The 17,674-nt window shown below is 68.4% G+C and carries 19 protein-coding genes; 11 read left to right on the top strand and 8 right to left on the bottom strand.

The features are described 5' to 3' along the window. Positions 1 to 2 precede the first annotated feature (2 nt). From ISN38_RS01575 to ISN38_RS01595, 5 genes are all read right to left on the bottom strand, one after another. Positions 3 to 779, bottom strand: a complete 777-nt coding sequence (locus ISN38_RS01575; RefSeq protein WP_058195619.1) for a DUF2058 domain-containing protein — start codon at positions 777 to 779, stop codon at positions 3 to 5. Positions 780 to 800: 21 nt separating this feature from the next. Next, the gene (locus ISN38_RS01580) at positions 801 to 1,037 is read right to left on the bottom strand and encodes a SlyX family protein (RefSeq protein ID WP_003481221.1); all 237 of its coding nucleotides are present in this window, start codon (positions 1,035 to 1,037) and stop codon (positions 801 to 803) included. Beyond that, entirely contained in the window at positions 1,027 to 2,370 is a 1,344-nt protein-coding gene (locus tag ISN38_RS01585) for a UDP-glucose dehydrogenase family protein (RefSeq protein ID WP_004426585.1), read from the bottom strand. Before ISN38_RS01585 ends, ISN38_RS01580 begins: the two co-directional genes overlap by 11 nt. Before the next feature lie 16 nt (positions 2,371 to 2,386). Further along, positions 2,387 to 3,334 (bottom strand): FKBP-type peptidyl-prolyl cis-trans isomerase, encoded by a 948-nt coding sequence (locus ISN38_RS01590; protein ID WP_004426584.1) that lies wholly within the window; start codon positions 3,332 to 3,334, stop codon positions 2,387 to 2,389. Between the two features lie 87 nt (positions 3,335 to 3,421). Next, a complete protein-coding gene (locus ISN38_RS01595) occupies positions 3,422 to 3,988 on the bottom strand; it encodes a glutathione peroxidase (protein WP_038239700.1) in 567 nt (188 codons plus the stop codon). Positions 3,989 to 4,116: 128 nt separating this feature from the next. Here ISN38_RS01595 and ISN38_RS01600 point away from each other — a divergent pair, with 128 nt between their 5' ends. The 7 genes from ISN38_RS01600 to ISN38_RS01630 are packed head-to-tail and all read left to right on the top strand — an operon-like array spanning position 4,117 to position 8,551. Continuing rightward, positions 4,117 to 4,353 (top strand): hypothetical protein, encoded by a 237-nt coding sequence (locus ISN38_RS01600; RefSeq protein WP_004426582.1) that lies wholly within the window; start codon positions 4,117 to 4,119, stop codon positions 4,351 to 4,353. Positions 4,354 to 4,355: 2 nt separating this feature from the next. Beyond that, positions 4,356 to 4,718, top strand: a complete 363-nt coding sequence (locus tag ISN38_RS01605; protein ID WP_003481213.1) for a GntR family transcriptional regulator — start codon at positions 4,356 to 4,358, stop codon at positions 4,716 to 4,718. Next, positions 4,715 to 5,596, top strand: a complete 882-nt coding sequence (locus ISN38_RS01610) for an ABC transporter ATP-binding protein (protein WP_003472442.1) — start codon at positions 4,715 to 4,717, stop codon at positions 5,594 to 5,596. The genes ISN38_RS01605 and ISN38_RS01610 overlap by 4 nt, the downstream gene beginning before the upstream one ends. Further along, positions 5,593 to 6,570: a hypothetical protein gene (locus ISN38_RS01615; protein ID WP_003472441.1), complete on the top strand. Its 978-nt coding sequence runs from the start codon at positions 5,593 to 5,595 to the stop codon at positions 6,568 to 6,570. Before ISN38_RS01610 ends, ISN38_RS01615 begins: the two co-directional genes overlap by 4 nt. Before the next feature lie 58 nt (positions 6,571 to 6,628). Next, on the top strand, positions 6,629 to 7,456 hold the full coding sequence (locus ISN38_RS01620) for a GIN domain-containing protein (RefSeq protein WP_038239742.1): 828 nt from the start codon (positions 6,629 to 6,631) through the stop codon (positions 7,454 to 7,456). Positions 7,457 to 7,496: 40 nt separating this feature from the next. After that, positions 7,497 to 8,057 (top strand): DUF2884 family protein, encoded by a 561-nt coding sequence (locus ISN38_RS01625; protein ID WP_003472439.1) that lies wholly within the window; start codon positions 7,497 to 7,499, stop codon positions 8,055 to 8,057. Positions 8,058 to 8,110: 53 nt separating this feature from the next. Further along, positions 8,111 to 8,551 carry a hypothetical protein gene (locus tag ISN38_RS01630; protein WP_058361307.1) on the top strand — a complete coding sequence of 147 codons (441 nt, stop codon included), beginning with the start codon at positions 8,111 to 8,113 and terminating at the stop codon, positions 8,549 to 8,551. Positions 8,552 to 9,008: 457 nt separating this feature from the next. Here ISN38_RS01630 and ISN38_RS01635 read toward each other — a convergent pair whose 3' ends face one another. Then, the gene (locus ISN38_RS01635; protein WP_206712032.1) at positions 9,009 to 10,421 is read right to left on the bottom strand and encodes a class II fumarate hydratase; all 1,413 of its coding nucleotides are present in this window, start codon (positions 10,419 to 10,421) and stop codon (positions 9,009 to 9,011) included. 256 nt (positions 10,422 to 10,677) lie between these two features. Further along, the gene (locus ISN38_RS01640) at positions 10,678 to 11,667 is read right to left on the bottom strand and encodes a YiiG family protein (protein WP_003472433.1); all 990 of its coding nucleotides are present in this window, start codon (positions 11,665 to 11,667) and stop codon (positions 10,678 to 10,680) included. Positions 11,668 to 11,897: 230 nt separating this feature from the next. Between ISN38_RS01640 and purB the strand changes: the two genes are divergently transcribed. Beyond that, the gene (purB, locus tag ISN38_RS01645; RefSeq protein WP_068873438.1) at positions 11,898 to 13,265 is read left to right on the top strand and encodes an adenylosuccinate lyase; all 1,368 of its coding nucleotides are present in this window, start codon (positions 11,898 to 11,900) and stop codon (positions 13,263 to 13,265) included. A 67-nt stretch (positions 13,266 to 13,332) separates the two neighbouring features. Further along, entirely contained in the window at positions 13,333 to 13,971 is a 639-nt protein-coding gene (locus ISN38_RS01650; protein WP_206712033.1) for a DUF3060 domain-containing protein, read from the top strand. Positions 13,972 to 14,036: 65 nt separating this feature from the next. On the opposite strand, the gene ISN38_RS01655 is transcribed toward ISN38_RS01650, so the two are convergent. Then, positions 14,037 to 15,161, bottom strand: coding sequence for an OmpA family protein (locus tag ISN38_RS01655; RefSeq protein ID WP_058362669.1), 1,125 nt, complete (start codon positions 15,159 to 15,161; stop codon positions 14,037 to 14,039). A gap of 236 nt (positions 15,162 to 15,397) precedes the next feature. On the opposite strand from ISN38_RS01655, the gene ISN38_RS01660 reads away from it, so the two are divergent. Further along, the gene (locus ISN38_RS01660; RefSeq protein WP_051036352.1) at positions 15,398 to 16,636 is read left to right on the top strand and encodes a ribosomal protein uL16 3-hydroxylase; all 1,239 of its coding nucleotides are present in this window, start codon (positions 15,398 to 15,400) and stop codon (positions 16,634 to 16,636) included. Positions 16,637 to 16,646: 10 nt separating this feature from the next. Next, entirely contained in the window at positions 16,647 to 17,549 is a 903-nt protein-coding gene (locus tag ISN38_RS01665) for a GNAT family N-acetyltransferase (protein WP_047324844.1), read from the top strand. The last annotated feature ends 125 nt before the right edge of the window (positions 17,550 to 17,674 follow it).

The raw sequence follows: 17,674 nt of genomic DNA on the forward strand, positions 1-17,674 counted from the left end.
GCTTACCAGACCAGATCGTCGGGGATCTGGTACTTCGGATCGGCGTAGGGATCTTCTTCGGCGGTGGCGTTCGGATCCACCCGCAGCGCCACCGACGCTGGGAAGATCGCCTCGGCCTGATCCAGCAGCGCCGCCGTCACCAGCAGATAGCGGCCGTTCTGCTGCAGCACGCCAAGCTCGCCGGCATTGAGCGCCTTGAGCTGTTCGGCGGTGACGTAGATGCGCTTGATCTTGCCGCCATAGGGGAAATGGCGGGCGATGTCGGCCTCGGCGTGGTTCAGCGCCTGGTCCTTGAGCAGGTCGTCGAGCTTGGCCCGCGCCTCGCGGCGCAGCCGTGCCTGTTCCTGCTTGAGCCGCTCGGCCTCGATGCGCTCGTCCTTCTCGCGCTGCGCACGGATCGCATAGGCCTTGGCCAGATCGATGTCCTCGCGCGAGCGCGGCGGCCGTGCCGATTGCGGCCGTGCCGGTTGCTGGCCAGGTGCGCCCTGCGGACGGCCCGCTCCCTGCGGACGGCCACGGCCGTCGCCTGCCGCGTGCGCACGCGCGGCACCGTCGCCACGCGGACGGCCGGCACCGTTATGCGCGCGCGCGCCACCAGGCTTGCCGGCGGCGTGCGGGCGTTCGCCACGCGCGCCTGACGGCTTGTGCGCCTGCCCCGGATGCTGGCCGGGCCGCCCCCGCGCCGGCTGCGCGGGCGTGGCATTGCGCTCTGGGCGTTCGGGTTTCGGCACAGGCTTGAAGCCCAGGCCCAGCAGCTGGTCGCGGAGGGTATCGCTCATCGTGGCAGGATCGGATCGGTATCAATAATGCGGAGGGGGTGGTTCGTCGGCGGCATCGGCATACAGCGTGCTGCGCACCTTGCCCAGGTCTTCGAGCAGGTGGCGCAGCAGCGTGGCGTTGCGCTGGCTTTCGGCTCGCGCCTCGGCCAACGCATCGCTGACTTCCGACAGCGCCTGTTCCTGGAAGGACAGGCGCGTCTCCAGCTCGATCAACCGGTTCTCCAGCAATCGATCCTGGGTGGAGAAGTCATGCTTCACTGATCGAACGCCCGCGGCCGATGCCATAGTAAGCCAGGCCGAAGGTCTCGATTTCCTGCGGATCGTAGAGATTGCGGCCGTCGAACACCACCGCGTCGCCGAGCAGTTCCTTGATCCGGGTGAAATCCGGGCTGCGGAACTGCTTCCATTCGGTGACCACGACCAGCGCATCGGCGCCTTCCAGCGCCGCGAAGGCGTCCTCGCAGAAGCTCAGGTCGCCGCGTTCGCCGAAGATGCGCTTGGCTTCCTCGGTGGCTTCCGGATCGTAGGCCCGCACCGTCGCCCCGGCCTCCCACAGCTGCGCCAGCAGGCGGCGGCTGGACGCGGCGCGCATGTCGTCGGTATTGGGCTTGAATGCCAGGCCCCACACCGCGAAGGTCTTGCCGGCCACGCTCTGGCCGCCGTAGTGGCGCTGGATCAGCTCGTACAGATGGCCCTTCTGCGCCTCGTTGACGGCTTCCACCGCGTCCAGCAGCTTGGCCTCGTGGCCGTACTGCTGCGCGGTGCGCGCCAGCGCCTGCACGTCCTTGGGGAAGCACGAGCCGCCGTAGCCGGCACCCGGGTAGATGAAGTGCCAGCCGATGCGCGGATCCGAACCGATGCCCTGGCGCACCTTCTCCACGTCGGCGCCGACCCGTTCGGCGATGTTGGCGATCTCGTTCATGAAACTGATCTTGGTCGCCAGCATCGCGTTGGCCGCGTACTTAGTCAACTCGGCCGAACGCACGTCCATCTCCACGATGCGGTCGTGGTTGCGGTTGAACGGCGCGTACAGGCGGCGCAGGCGCGCAGCGGTGCCCGGCTTGCTGCTGCCGATCACGATGCGGTCCGGACGCATGCAGTCGGCGACCGCGTCGCCTTCCTTCAGGAATTCCGGATTGGACACCACGTCGAACTCGATCGTCTCGCTGCGCTTGTCCAGCTCGGCGGCGATCGCCGCGCGCACCTTGTCGGCGGTCCCGACCGGCACCGTCGACTTGTTGACCACCACGGTCGGTCCCTGGATGTGCTGGCCGATGGTACGGGCCACCGCCAGCACGTACTGCAGATCGGCGCTACCGTCCTCGTCCGGCGGCGTGCCGACGGCGATGAACACGATATCTCCATGCGCGATGGCGCTGGCCGCATCTGTGGTGAAGAACAGCCTCCGTGCGGCGTGATTGGCCTTGACCATCGGCGAGAGGCCAGGCTCGTAGATCGGGACCACGCCCTTGTTGAGCCCATCCACTTTGGCTTGGTCGATGTCCACGCACACCACGTGATGGCCTACCTCGGCCAGACAGGTTCCGGTGACAAGCCCGACATAGCCGGTGCCGAATATCGCTACGCGCATGTAATCTCCCTTTCGGTTATTGAAGGATGCCCAACAGTTCCACGTCGAAGGTCAACATGGCATCCGGGCCAATCGGGCCGCCCGGCGTGCCCTGCGGGCCGTAGCCCAGGTTTGACGGAATCCAGAAACGGTATTTGGAACCGACCGGCATCAGCGCCACGCCCTCGCTCCAGCCCGGCACCACCTGGCTGAGCGAGAACTCGGCCGGCTGGCCGGTCTTGTACGAGCTGTCGAACACTTCGCCGTTGATCAGCTTGCCTTCGTAGTTCACCCGCACCTTGCTGGTCGGCATCGGCCGTTCGCCGCTGCCCTGGCGCAGCACCATGTACTGCAGGCCCGACGGCGTAGTGACCACGCCCTTCTGGGCCTTGTTCTGGGCCAGGAAGGCGTTGCCCTTCTCGCGGTTCTCGGTGGCCGCGGCGGCCTGCTTGGACGCGATGAACGCCTGCAGCGTGGCGGTCGCCTGCTCCTGGGTCAGCGCGGTGTCGCCCTTGGCGAACACGGTACGCACCGCGCCCATCAAGGTGGCCAGGTCGATCTCGTTCTGGATCCGCGCCAGCGACGGGCCGACCGCGCGGTCGCCCAGCATCAGGCCCACGTTCTGCTTGGACACCGGCGGCGGCTGGCTGCCCGGCGCTATGCCCGGCACCGGCTGCCCGCTGCGCGCGGCCATCTGCGTGCGCAATGCGGTGTCGGTGGCCTGCGCCTGCTCGTCGGACAGCAGCGGCTTGCCGCCCTTGAAGGCGTTCTCGATCGCGCGCTGCATGGCGTCCACATCGATGTCCTGGGCGATAGGCTCGAACGAGCGCGCCACGTCCATGCCCATCGCGTAGCTGACCTTCTGCTTCTCGCTGCCCAACGCCGCCGGCTTGGCCGCCGCCGGCGCCTGCGCGGACGCGCCACCGGCCACCACCGCCATCCCCATCAACAGCGACGCCACTGCGCCGCGCATTCCCATCTTCATTCGCTACGTTCCTGGAAGTGAACTAGAGGCGCCGCGATGGCGCAGAGGCCGCATTGTCGCATGCGCGGCAACGATATCGACCTGGATTCAATGTGATCCCGACGGCGCTTTCAGTTCGCGTTCGATGGCCGCACGCAACGCCGGATCGTCCGGCGCGATCTTGCTGGGGAACTGCGCGACCACGCGTCCGTCGCGCGCGATCAGATACTTGTGGAAGTTCCAGCCCGGCGCCACGCCGGTGGCCTTGGTCAGTTGCTGGTACAGCGGAGTCGCCTCGGCGCCGAGCACATGCACCTTCTCGAACATCGGGAACTTGACCCCGTAGGTCAGCTTGCAGAATTCCTGGATCTGCTGCTCCGAGCCGGGCTCCTGGCCCTTGAAGTCGCTGGACGGGAAACCGAGCACGCTGAAGCCCTGCGCGGCGTAGCGCTGCTGCAGCTGTTCCAGGCCGTCGTACTGCGGGGTGAAGCCGCACTTGCTGGCGGTATTGACCACCAGCAGCACCTTGCCGCCGTAGGCATTGTTCAGATTCACCTTGTCCTTGCCGGCCAGCGGACGGTAGTCCAGGTCCAGCAGCGACGCCGCCCAGGCACTGCCCACAGTGCCGGCAGCGGCCAGGATCGCGAGGAAAAACAAGCGTTTGGATAGTTTCATCAGGGCACCGTAAGGAAGCAAGGGAAACGCGCAGGCACTAGGCCATGCGTTGGGTGGTCGCTTGTTGACATCACGTGTGGCGGTGTTATACTTTAATACAACACCAATCACCCAGAGCAGGACAAACGATGAACCTCCAACGCATGCAGCGCAGCCTTCCGGCCATGGTCGTCGTCGGCGCCCTGTTCTCGGTGAGTTGGGTCGGCGCCCAAGGTAGCCAGGGACGGTCGCCCGATTATGGCGCCAGCGAGCCGCAGGAAGACAGCCACGCCCCTCCCGCCGCGCCTGCGCCGGTGCGGCGGATGCGTGCATCGCTGTCGATGCCCTATTTCTCCTTCGCGCACACGCTGCGCCCACGGAGCTGACCATGAGCGATATCCACTGGAGCGATGGCGCTCCGATCTACCGCCAGCTGAAGGATCGCGTGATCGCGATGATGCTGGACGGCATCATCAAGCCTGGCGACGCGCTGCCCTCGGTGCGCCAGGTCGCCGCCGAATACCAGCTCAACCCGATCACCGTGTCGCGCGCCTACCAGGAACTGGCCGACGAGGCCCTGGTCGAGAAGCGCCGCGGGCTGGGCATGTTCATGACCGAGGAAGCGGCCAGGAAGCTGCGCGGCAGCGAACGCGACCGCTTCCTCAACGAAGAGTGGCCTCTGGTACTGGAACGGATCCAGCGCCTGGGCCTGACATTGGAAGACTTGTTGCCACCGGGGAAAACACCATGACTGCCGCTGTCGCCGCATCCGAATCCGTCGTCTCCGCGCGCTCGCTGCGCAAGACCTACAACCACAAGCCGGCGCTGGCCGATATCTCCTTCGCGATCGCGCCGGGCCGGATCGTCGGCCTGATCGGTCCCAACGGCGCCGGCAAGACCACCGCCTTGAAAGCGGTGCTCGGCCTGACCGCGGTCGAGGGCGAACTGCGCGTGCTGGGCATGGACCCGCGCAAGCAGCGCAACGACCTGATGAACGACGTGTGCTTCATCGCCGACGTGGCGGTGCTGCCGCGCTGGATGCGGGTACGCGAGGCGATCGACTTTGTCGCCGGGGTGCATCCGCGCTTCGACCGCGCCAAGTGCGAGCGCTTCCTGGCCAACACCAAGCTCACCCCGAAGCTGCGCGTGCGCGAAATGTCCAAGGGCATGATCGTGCAGCTGCACCTGGCGCTGGTGATGGCCATCGACGCGCGCCTGCTGGTGCTCGACGAACCCACCCTGGGCCTGGACATCCTGTACCGCAAGGAGTTCTACCAGCGCCTGCTGGAAGACTACTTCGACGAACAGAAGACCATCATCATCACCACCCACCAGGTCGAGGAGATCGAGCACATCCTCACCGACGTGCTGTTCATCCGCGACGGCCGCATCGTGCTCAGCGCCGACATGGAGCACATGGCCACGCGCTACACCGAACTGCTGGTGCCGGCCGAACGCATCGACGCGGCGCGCGCGCTGCAGCCGATCGACGAGCGCGGCCTGCCGTTCGGCAAGACCGTGTTCCTGTACGACGGCGTGCCGCAGGCGCAATTGGCCGCGCTCGGCGAAACCCGCACTCCCGGCCTGGCCGACCTGTTCGTCGCCATCATGAAGGGGACCTACGCATGAACGCACCTGCCAAGCAGATTTCCGCGCTGACCAGCTTCAAGTGGCTGCTCAAGCGCGAGTTCTGGGAACACCGCGGCGGCTTCCTGTGGGCGCCGGTCATCGCCGGCAGCGTGATCACCGTGCTGTACGCGCTGCTCGCGCTGATCGGCACCGTGGCCGGTCGCGGCGACGACAACGGCTTCCATGTCGACGGCGGCCCGGAGAAGCTGCACGAGATCATCGGCGCGGTCGGCGACGGCACCATGCTGGCCGGCGTGGTCCTGGCCTGCGTCGTGCTCGGCTTCGTGGTGTTCTTCTACGCGCTGGGTTCGCTGTACGACGACCGCCGCGACCGCAGCGTGCTGTTCTGGAAATCGCTGCCGCTGTCGGATCTGAACACGGTGCTGTCCAAGGCCGCCTGGGCGCTGCTGCTGGCGCCGATCGTGGCGATCGGCATCGGCCTGCTGATCGGCCTCTGCCTGTGGCTGGTCACCGCGCTGACCCTGTCGGTCAACGGCATCAGCCAGAGCAGCGCGGTGTTCACCCACTCGCATCCGCTGCGCATCATCGGCGGGGTGCTGTCGAACCTGCCGATCTATGTGATGTGGTCGCTGCCGACCATCGGCTGGCTGATGTTCTGCTCGGCCTGGGCGCGCACCAAACCGTTCCTGTGGGCGGTGCTGATCCCGATCCTGGGCTGCGTGATGGCGAGCATGATGGGCATCCTGCCGATGCTGCACGTGAACCACAACGCGATCTGGTACACGGTGGTCTACCGCGGCCTGCTGAGCGTGCTGCCCGGCACCTGGCTGCCGGTGCTCAGCGAAAGCGCGCCGCCGGTGCAGATCGACGGCGCACAGGACCTGGCCAACGCGATCCAGCTCAGCGATGGCTGGCGCATCTTCCAGAGCGCCGACATCTGGATCGGCGCGGCGTTCGGCATGGCCTTCATCGTCGCGGCGATCTACCTGCGCCGCTGGCGCGACGAAGCCTGATCCGCACCGCCATCCCGTCGTCCCTTTCCCGATTCCCTCTTTGCATATGGAGTTCACGATGATGCGCAAGACCTCGCTGCTATCCGCACTGCTGCTGGTCCCTGCCCTCGCCCTGGCCGATGAATGCCGGCATTCCGAGCCGCGCAACCTGAAACTGGACCTGGCAAGCGCCAAGAATGTGATCTTCGATGCGCAGCAGAACAACCTCAAGCTCACCGGCGCTAGCAGTGCCGCATTCGAACTGCACGGCCGCGCCTGCGCCTCCGATGCGGACATGCTCAAGGAATTGACCGTGCGCCAGCGCCGCGAAGGCGACACGCTGATCGTGACCCTGCAGCACGACGGCAAGATCCACGGCATCAGTTCGGGCACCCGCTACGCCTACCTGGACCTGGCCGGCAGCGTGCCGAGTTCCCTGGCGGTGCAGTTGCGGCTGGGCTCCGGCGATGCCGACATCGGCGGCGTGGCCGCGCTCGACGCCACGGTCGGCTCCGGCGACCTGCATGCGCACGGCGTGCGCGGCGCGGTCAGCGTCACGGTGGGATCGGGCGACATCAAGCTGCGCGACATCGGCAGCCTCAGCCTGCCGACGCTGGGCTCGGGCGACGTCAAGGCCAGCCAGGTCGGCGGCGACGTCAAGATCGGCACGGTCGGCTCCGGCGACCTGACCGTGCACGGCGTGCGCGGCGCGCTGCAGATCGGCAGCATCGGCTCCGGCGATGCGCAGCTGAGCGACGTGAGCGGCAACGTGGCGCTGCAATCGATCGGCTCCGGCGACCTGGAAGTCAGCGGCGTCGGCGGCAACCTCAGCGTGGAGCGGGTCGGTAGCGGCGACATCCACCACAGCGGCGTGCGCGGCAGCGTCAACGTGCCCAAGCCGCGCTGAGCTGCGGCCTTCCCTTCTCGCTTCGATCGAGGACACACCCATGCAGCATCGTTCCCTGCCGTTGGCCGGCATTGCCCTGATCGCGCTGTTGGCCCTGGACGCCTGCCAGCCCTCGACGCCGCAGTCCGACCGGACGACCAGCAACACGCCCAGCGCGCGCAGCCTGAGCTTCGACAACGGCGACATCACCCTGAAGGTCTCCGGCCAGCCGCCGGCGACCATCACCCGTAGCGGCGACCTGCTGATCGACGGCAAGCAGGTCGCGCTCAGCGCCGAGCAGCACGCCTTGCTGGTGGCCTACCGCGCGCAGCTCGGCGCGGTCGGCATGCAGGGCCTGGAGGTCGGCAAGCAAGGCGCCGCGCTGGGCGTGAAAGCGGCAGGCGACGCGCTGGCCGGGGTCATCAGCGGCAACACCGAGCATGTCGGCGAGCACATCGAGGCGCAGGCCGAGAAGCTCAAGCAGGAAGCGCTGAAGATCTGCGCGCAGGTGGCGACGCTGCGCCAGGCACAGGACACGCTGGCGCAGCAGCTGCCGGCATTCCGCCCCTATGCCAGCCTCGATGCCAGCGACATCAGCGACTGCGACAAATCGGTCAAGTAATTGCGCCGTTCCCGGCCTAAAATGGCCGGGACCCTCCTGCTTTGAATCGATCAATGAAGAAGACGCTAGTCGCCTGGTTTTCCCTGATCGCGCTGTGCCTGCTGCTGGCGGCGTGCGGCGCGCGCGACGGCGCCGCCGCGTCCTCGCGCGCCGAGCGCGGCAAGCCGCGCGTGTCGGTGGACAGCATGAGCGTGATGCTGCGCCGCGCGCCGGCCGCCAACGCCTCGATCGGCCCCGACGGCAGCCTGCGCATCGACGACATCGAACTGCCGCTGCCGCAGGCGCAGCGCACCCAGCTGCAACAGCTGTTCATGCAATTGCAGATGCAGCGCCAACGCACCCTGGAAACCGCCGCGCCTGATCCGAACATGCGCTCGGTCGGCTTTGCCACCACGCCTGAAATCAGCGCCCTGCAGAGCGCGGTGCTGCACGATATCCCGTCGCTGCAGCCCTACCAGGAAAGCTTCGGCAACCTGCAGGCGGAGCGGCGCTGAAGTAGCTGGCGCCCGCCGCACACACGCCATCGGTCGCGACCTTGGCGGTGACGATGGACGTGCAACGCCGGATCCTGTCGCGGCTGAAGCCGCTCCTACGGTGAACCCGGACATTCCATTGCAGGCTCCCCGGTAGGAGCGGCTTCAGCCGCGACAAGCACGGCGACAAGGGTTCCGGCTTCGGATACCGTCGGGGCTCAAGCCCCTCCCACAGTGCATCTAGGTGGGCGATCCCATAGGGCAATTGTGGGAGCGACTTCAGCCGCGACGCGCGAAGCCATGAAGGTGTACGTTTCGGAACTGTGTTGCGGCTGACTGGCCGATCTGCCGGAAGCTCGTCCAGCGGCTCCGGTTTACGCCTCGGGCGACGGCCTGTCGGCTCCCTAGATCCGCTCCAAACGCGATACGCCTGCCGCGCATGGCACGGCACCGCCGCACCACGCCGGGGCACCACGCCTCAGCCGCCACCGCCCGCACCGGCGTGGATGCCGCCCTTGGTCAGCGCCGCCGGGTCGAGCAGCTTGCGCAGTTCGGCTTCGCCCAGGCCGCTGTCCTCCAGCGCGATCTCCAGCACCGGGCGGTTCTCCTTGTAGGCGCGCTTGGCGATCGCTGCGGCTTTCTCGTAGCCGATGATCGGATTCAGCGCGGTGACCAGGATCGGATTGCGGTGCAGGGTCTGGCGGACCCGATCCTCGCGCACCTTCAGCCCGGCGATCGCCGCATCGGCCAGCAGCCGCGACACGTTGGCCAGCAGCTTGATCGAATCCAGCAGGTTGGCCGCGATCAGCGGCAGCGCCACGTTCAACTGGAAGTTGCCGGTCTGCCCGGCCACGGTGATCGCGGTGTGGTGACCGATGACCTGCGCGCAGACCATCACCGTGGCCTCGGGAATCACCGGATTGACCTTGCCCGGCATGATCGAGCTGCCCGGCTGCAACGCCGGCAATTCGATCTCGCCGAGGCCGGCCAGCGGCCCGGCATTCATCCAGCGCAGGTCGTTGGCGATCTTGATCAGCGCCACCGCCAGTGCATTGAGCTGGCCGGACAGCTCCACCGCATCGTCCTGCGCGGCCAGGCCTTCGAACTTGTTGTCGGCGCTGCCGAACTTGCTGCCGGTCAGCGCCGACAGGGCCTTGGCCACCTTGCCGCCGAAGCGCGGATCGGCGTTGATCCCGGTGCCGATCGCGGTGCCGCCCAACGGCAGCCGGCGCAGCCGCTTGAGACTGTCCTGGAGCCGCTCCTGCGCCGAGGACAATTGCGCCGACCACGCCCCGAATTCCTGGCCGAAGGTCAGCGGCATCGCATCCATCAGGTGCGTGCGGCCGGTCTTGACCACCTTGTCCAGTTGCCTGGCGCGCTTGTCGATGACCTTGCGCAGGTGCTTCAACGCCGGCAGCAGCTGTTCCTGGGTGGCCAGCTGGGCGGAGACGCGGATCGCGGTCGGCACCACGTCGTTGGAACTCTGGCCCAGGTTGACGTGATCGTTCGGATGCACCGCCGGCGCGGCGGGCTTGGCCGCGCGCGAGGCCAGCGTGGCGATGACCTCGTTGGCATTCATGTTGGACGAGGTGCCCGAGCCGGTCTGGTAGACGTCGATCGGGAAGTGCGCGTCGTGCTTGCCGTCGGCCACCTCCAGTGCGGCCGCCTGCACCGCCTTGGCCACGGCCTTGGGCAGCAGTTCCAGGTCGGCATTGACCCCGGCCGCAGCGGCCTTGATCAGACCCAGCGCGCGGATGAAGCCGCGCGGCATCGGCTGCCCGGACACCGGGAAATTCTGCACCGCACGCTGGGTCTGGGCGCCCCACAGCGCCTCGGCCGGCACCTGCAACTCGCCCATGCTGTCGTGCTCGACCCTGAATGTGTCGCTCATTGCGCACTCTCCACATCTGCATAAAAGGAATTCACCCGGCCCTGTCGCGAGGGACGTCCGGGAAGGCAGGCTGGCGGAGCTGCGGCTGGCTTAGACATTATCCGCGGCACAGCGCCCGGCGTCAGCAGTGTGCGCCAAGGGTTGTTAGCAAGGCCTGGAGGGGCGGCGCAGCGCCCGACACGACATCGCCGCGCGGCCGGGTTCCCGATCCAGGCGCAACGGCGGCGGCGTTGCAGCCGGCCGCCGCGACCCGCGGTTACTGGCGGTTGCTCTGGAAGACCAGGTTGTTGTAGGTCTTCAGCAGCCGTCCCGGCGAGCCTTCCGGTGCCAGCGTCGGGTTGTCGAGCCAGCCCTGTTCCATGCGGCTGTACGGGGTCTTTTCGACGACCCGCTTGATCCGCGCCTTGCCTTCCTTGCGGAAGTTCTCCGCGGCGGTCTCGAAGCTGTTCCAGTCCAGCTTGCCCGGTTCCTGCTCGGCGACCTTGGCGTGGGCCTCGTCGGACAGCGTGTTGAAGCGGTCGAGCAAGGCGGTGGCCTTGGCCGTATCGAACGCGTCCTCCTGCAACAGGGCGACGATGTCCTTGGCCTCGAGCATCATCGACAGCCGGTAGAAGTCGCGGGTGCGGCCTTCGGCCTGCTCCATCGCCTTCAACTGCTCGCGCTGCGCGGCGTCGTTCTGCGCATCCAGTTCGGCGCTGAACGCATGGCTCGCCTCGGCGAACTCGGACAGGGCGGCCATCAGCGGCGCATGCAGCTGCTTGCCCTTGGCGAACCCGTCGTCCTGATAGTCCTCGCGCTCGTAGTAATCGCGCACCTGGTTGCCGAGCGGCTGCAGCGTCTTCAACGCAGCCAGATAACGCTTCGCGGCCGCATCCAGGGCCGGCAGCAGCGGTTTGGCGGCGGCTGCCTGCAGCATCGGCGCATCGCAGGCCTTCATGTCGTACTGGTCGATCTTGGCAGGCCCGTAGACGCTGGTTTCCTTGCCGGTCGGGCCGGCGGCGGGCTCCTTCATCCAGCCGACATAGGACTGGGCGCCGCGATGGATGTCCGCATCGACCTTGTTGAAGCACTCGATATATGCGTTGAGCTTGCTGGTCAGCGCCTCGTGCGGATCGCTCGCGGCCTGGTCGGCAGGCGCCTTGCCGTCGGCCGGGGCAGCTGGCGTGGCCGAGGGCTTGCCGCCGCAGGCGACCAGGAAAACGCAAACGGCAGCGGCCAGCGCAGCCAGGCGGAAGCGGGAAGTCATGCGAGTACGTCCTTGTTGAAAACGGTTACAGGCGCACAGTGTAGCAACTCGCGTTACTCCAGCGCCAGCGCGCCCACGGCCGCGCAACAGGGCTTCGGCGCGGCGCGGCGGTCGCGTCCACCTGCCCGTCTGCGCCGCTGCACGCCGACGTCCGGCGGCCGGCGGCACGGCATGGCCGGTGCGCGGCCGGCTAGAATAGCCGCCCCACCGCTGCCGCCCTGCCCCTGCCCATGTCGGATTCCGCCCTGCTCGCCCTGTCCCCGCTCGATGGCCGCTACACCGGCAAGGTCGATGCCCTGCGGCCGATCTTCTCCGAATACGGCCTGATCAAGGCGCGGGTGAAGGTGGAGATCGAATGGCTGCTGGCGCTGGGCGCCGAACCGGGCATCGCCGAGCTGCCCGCGTTTTCGGCCGCGGCCACGCAGCGGCTGCGCGCGCTGGCCGACGGTTTCGGCGTGGAGCACGCGGCGCGGGTCAAGCAGATCGAGCGCACCACCAACCACGACGTCAAGGCGGTGGAGTACTTCATCAAGGAGCAGCTCAAGGACGACGCCGAACTCGGCCCGGCGCTGGAATTCGTGCATTTCGCCTGCACCAGCGAGGACATCAACAACCTCAGCTACGGGCTGATGCTGGAGCAGGCACGGCGCGAGGTGCTGCTGCCGACGCTGGACGGCGTCATCGCCTCGCTGCGCGCGCTGGCGCATGCGCAGGCCGCACAGCCGATGCTGTCGCGCACCCACGGCCAGACCGCCTCGCCGACCACCCTGGGCAAGGAGATCGCCAATGTGGTCGCGCGCCTGCAGCGCCAGCGCCGGCAGATCGCCGCGGTCGAGCTGACCGGCAAGATCAACGGCGCGGTCGGCAACTACAACGCGCATGTCGCCAGCTATGCGGACGTGGACTGGCAGGCGTTCGCGCAGCGCTTCGTCGAGGGCCTGGGCCTGGTGTTCAATCCCTATACCACCCAGATCGAGCCGCACGACAACATCGCCGAACTCGGCGACGCCACGCGCCGCGCCAACACCATCCTGATCGACCTGGCCCGCGACATCTGGGGCTACATCTCGCTGGGCTACTTCAAGCAGAAGCTCAAGGAAGGCGAAGTCGGTTCCTCGACCATGCCGCACAAGGTCAACCCGATCGACTTCGAGAACGCCGAAGGCAACTTCGGCATCGCCAATGCGCTGTTCGAACATTTCAGCGCCAAACTGCCGATCAGCCGCTGGCAGCGCGACCTCACCGACTCCACCGTGCTGCGCGCGCTCGGCACCGCGTTCGGTCACAGCCAGGTGGCGCTGGATTCGCTGGCCAAGGGCCTGGGCAAGCTGACCGTCAATCCCGAGCGCCTGGACGGCGACCTCGACGCGGCCTGGGAAGTGCTGGCCGAAGCGGTGCAGACGGTGATGCGCCGCCACGGCCTGCCCAACCCGTACGAGCAGCTCAAGGCGCTGACCCGCGGCCAGGGCATCACCGCCGCCTCGATGCAGGCCTTCGTCGAAACCCTGGAATTGCCGGAGGACGCCAAGCGACGCCTGCGGGCGCTGACCCCGGGCGGCTACATCGGCCTGGCCGAGCGCCTGGCGCGCGCGATCTGAGCCAGACGCGCCGCCCCCTTCGCCGACGCGGCAACACCGCCTTCGAACCACGACAAGGAGAGATGCGATGACGCCGAATTTGTTTCTCTGCCTGCCGTTGCTAGCGTTGGCAGCCTGTACACAGCAGCCCTCGCCCTCCGGCAGCGATGCCGCCGTTGCGGCCACACCTGCAGCGGCCGCGCCTGCCGCCGCCACGCCCGCCGTGGCACCGATCGCGCCGGTGCCAGCAGTCCCCAGCATGTCGGCACAGGCGACGAGCGACGCGCAGGCCAACGGCCAGCCGGACGGCGAACGTCCGACGCTGATGGTGACCTCGACCAGCGGCACGATCGACTGCGACGGCCACAACCTGGACATCACCGGCCGCGATGCCAGGCTCGTGCTGCGCGGACAGTGCGGCATGATCGCGTTGCTGGGCGCGAACGGCACCTTGCAGATCGAGCACGCCGAAGGCGTGCGCGTGGTCGGCGACAACGTGCAGGTGGTCATGAGCAGCGACACCAAGAATGTCGAGCTGTTCGGCCGCCACGGCAACCTGCAGATGGGCCGCATCGAGACGCTGGCGGTACCGAGCGACGAAAACCAGCTGCGCGCGATCGCCATCGGCTCGGTGACCCTGCACGGCAGCAAGAACCAGCTCACCCAGCAAACCGGCACCGCGCAAGTCCAGGACTACAGCCGCGACAATCAGATCGCCGGCAACTGAGCGTGCCGACGCCACGCGGCCGGCCGCTCGCGGCCGGACCGCGTACCGCGCAGCGCGCACCGCGCTCAGGTTCTGACGAAGATCTCCACGCGCCGGTTCAACTGCCGTCCGGCGGGATTGTCCTGGCCTTGCAACTGGTTCGGCGCCACCGGACGCGATTCGCCGTACCCCTTGGCGGACGCCTGCAGCGCCAGTCCGCGTGCACGTAACGCCTTGGGCACCGCCGCGGCACGGCGTTCGGACAAGGCCTGGTTATAGTCGTCGCCGCCCTTGCTGTCGGTATGCCCGCCCACTTCCAGGTCGCGCGCCTGCACGGTGCCGAGCGCGGTAGCCAGCGTGTCGAGCACCGTTGCGGCATCGGCACGGATCTGCGACTTGTCGAAGTCGAACAGCACGCGGTCGTTCAAGGTGATCAGGTAGCCGCAGGGCGCGCCGGGCGGGGCGAACTTGCGCAACGACGGAAAGCGCCCGGCCGGCGGCACCTTAGGCAGCGGCGCCATCGCCACCTTGCGCCCGGGTGTGCCGATCATGCCGGTGCCGTCACCGTTGTTGCGAATCAAGCCTTGCTCGCCGTTCCAGGTCCCTGAGCCATCGGCATTGATGGTCAGCAGGCCTTCGCGGCCGTTCCAGGTGCCGCTGCCGTCGCCATTGTTCTGGATCAGGCCGCTGCCGCCGTTCCAGGTGCCTGCGCCCCGGCCGTCCAGCGTGATCAGGCCGACCGGGCCGTTGTAGCTGCCCGATCCATCCGCCTGCACGCGCACGATCTCGCCGTCGCCGACGCTGCCGTTGATGGTGCCGCTGCCGTCGGCGTTGATCTTGAACAGGCCGTTCTCACCGTTGCGCAGCAGATTGCCCTGCGCATCGACGCCGGTGATGCCGGCATCGTTGACCAGCACGCCATCTGTGCCGCAGCGCGCCGGCGCGATGCTGCCCCCCTGGATCGGATCCAGCGCGCCCTTCATCGAGGCTTCCAGCGCGCGCTGCGCAGGCGTCACCCCGAGGATTTCCGGGACCACGATCAGCGGAATGGCCGGGAACTCCGGCACGTCCGCCGCAGCGGCGACCGTGGTGTCGCGCGTGGCAGAGGCCTTGGCCGCGGCAACTGTCGGCGCGGACGGCGTACCCGGCGTGTCCGCGGCCCCACACCCTGCCAACAACAACGACGACAGCAAGATCGGCAGTGAACGCATTCCCTTCCCTCCTGGTCCTGAGGCGCGCACTTCAGCCTGCGCGCAGGCCGCTTGTCAAACCGGCGCCGCAGCGGCGGGCGAACTGCAACGGCACGGGCGCGTCGCCCGCCGCGCCCGCAAGCACGCCGCCGGAGCCGCCGCCATGCGCACGGACAACGCAGCGTGCGGCAGGCTAGGCGACAATGGCGGCCATTGCCGGCGCCAGCGTCGGCCTCGCCCCTGCCGGACCGCCCGCCATGAAGAAATTCACCCCGTTCCCGATCGACATCGACGCTACTCGGCAACTGCCGCTGGGCATGCCCGCCGCGCGCTTCCTGCGCGACTACTGGCACAAGCGCCCGCTGCTGATCCGCAACGCCTTCCCCGGCTTCGTCTCGCCAATCGAGCCGGGCGACCTGGCCGGGCTGGCCTGCGAGGAGGCCGCGTTGTCGCGGCTGATCGTGCACGACCGCGGCAACGACCGCTGGAGCGTGCGTACCGGTCCGTTCCAGGAAAGCGAATTCCCCGGCATGCCCGACCACGACTGGACCCTGCTGGTGCAGGACGTGGACAAATGGGACCCGGACATCCGCGCCCTGCTTGAGCAGTTCCGCTTCCTGCCGCGCTGGCGGGTGGACGATGTGATGGTCAGCTTCGCCGCCCCCGGCGGCTCGGTCGGCGCGCACGTGGACCACTACGACGTGTTCCTGCTGCAGGCGCACGGCCAGCGCCGCTGGCAGATCGACGCCAGCGCGTCGATGGGCCGCAAAGCGCCGCCGACCGACTTCCGCGAGGACGTCGAATTGAAACTATTGCGCAGCTTCAGCCCCACCCACGAGTGGGTGCTCGGCCCCGGCGACATGCTGTACCTGCCGCCGCTGGTGCCGCACCACGGCGTCGCCGAAGACGCCTGCCTGACCTTCTCGGTGGGTACGCGCGCGCCATCCTCGGCCGAACTGATCGGCGACTACCTGGACACCCTGATCGACGGCGCCGACGAGGCGCTGCGCTACCACGACGAGGATCTGCAGGTACCGGCCGATCCGTACGAGATCGACGCGGCGGCGATGGGCCGGGTGGTCGAGGCGCTGAACGCGCTGCGCATGAACGACCCCGACCGCCTCGGCGCCTGGTTCGGCCGCTTCATCACCACCTACCGCGCCGCCGGCGAGATCCTGCCGCCGGCCAACCCGCCGGCGCCGCAGGAAGTGGCCGCGGCACTGCAACAGGGCCTGGTCCTGCAGCGCCACCCATGGGCGCGGCCGGCCTGGCGCCGGGCCACGCGCGGCGCCATCCTATTCTGCAGCGGCCTGGAATTCGCCCTGCCGATCAAGGACGCGCGGCGCCTGGCCGCGGCCGAGCATCTCGACGGCAGCGACTACGCCGCGCTGTCCGCCGCAGGCCGCGACACCCTGCTGCAGCTGGTCGGGGCCGGCTTCTACCAGCCGCTGGACGCGGCCGAGCACGGCGACGAGGATGACGAGGCGCAGGACTGAGCGGCCCGCCATGCCGGCCGCCCCAGGCTTGCGCATCGAAACGCTGGACCCGGCCCGCCAGTCCGGAGAACTGCGTGCGCTGCGCGCGCAGGCCGGCCTGGCGACGCCTGCGGATGCGGCTGACCAGGCCCTGGATGCGCTGAGCTACCACGTGCTGGCGCGCGCCGGCGACGGCCAGGCGCTCGGCAGCGCCCGGCTCGGCACCGAGCCGCGCATCGACTGCATGGCGGTGCTGCCGGCCTGGCGCGGCCGTGGCGTCGGCAGCGCGCTGCTGGCCGCCTTGCTGCAGGAAGCGCGGCGCCGGCACTGGCCGCGGCTGGAACTGCAGGCGCCGCCGGCCGCGCTCGACTTCTATGCGCGGCACGGCTTCCTGCCGGTCGGCGCGCACGGTGCCGGCGCCGCTGGCGAAGCACAGCCGATGCAGCGGCTGCTGAATGGAGCCGCCGCGGTGGAGGACGCCGCCGCGGCGATCGCGGCCAGTACCGCGGTGGTCGCGCAGGCGCGGCGCCACTTGCTGATCTGCAGCCGCGCGCTGGATCCGGGCCTGCTGGACAGTGCGCCGCTGCTCGCGCAACTGCGCCGCTTCGCGGTGGCCGCGCACGACAAGCAGGTGCGCGTGCTGCTGCACGACGCGGCCGCCGCACAGCGCGCCGCCGCGCCGCTGCTGGCCCTGGCGCAGCGCCTGCCCAGCGTGTTCCGTTTCCGCGAAGTGGTCGATCCGGTCGATCGCGGCGATGCCACCGCCTACCTGGTCGACGATGGCGGCGGCTACTACTTCCGTGCGCTGGGGCACCGTTACGACGGCGAAACCGACCTGCTCGGCGGCGGCCGCGCGCGCCAGCTGCGCGACGCGTTCGCGCGGGTCTGGGAGCGTTCGCGCGACTGCACCGAGCTGCGCGCGCTGGGCTGGTAGCGCCGCGCCGCGGCGTCCAATGGCGCAGTGAATGAACCCGGCATCGCCCCTGTGTCTGCGAAATGCACACCCTGGCTACGTCATGGGGGTATAATTTTTCTGCTTGATTACGCCCGCGCGGGCGA

It is taken from the genome of Xanthomonas translucens pv. undulosa (assembly GCF_017301775.1).
GTDB lineage: Bacteria > Pseudomonadota > Gammaproteobacteria > Xanthomonadales > Xanthomonadaceae > Xanthomonas_A > Xanthomonas_A translucens.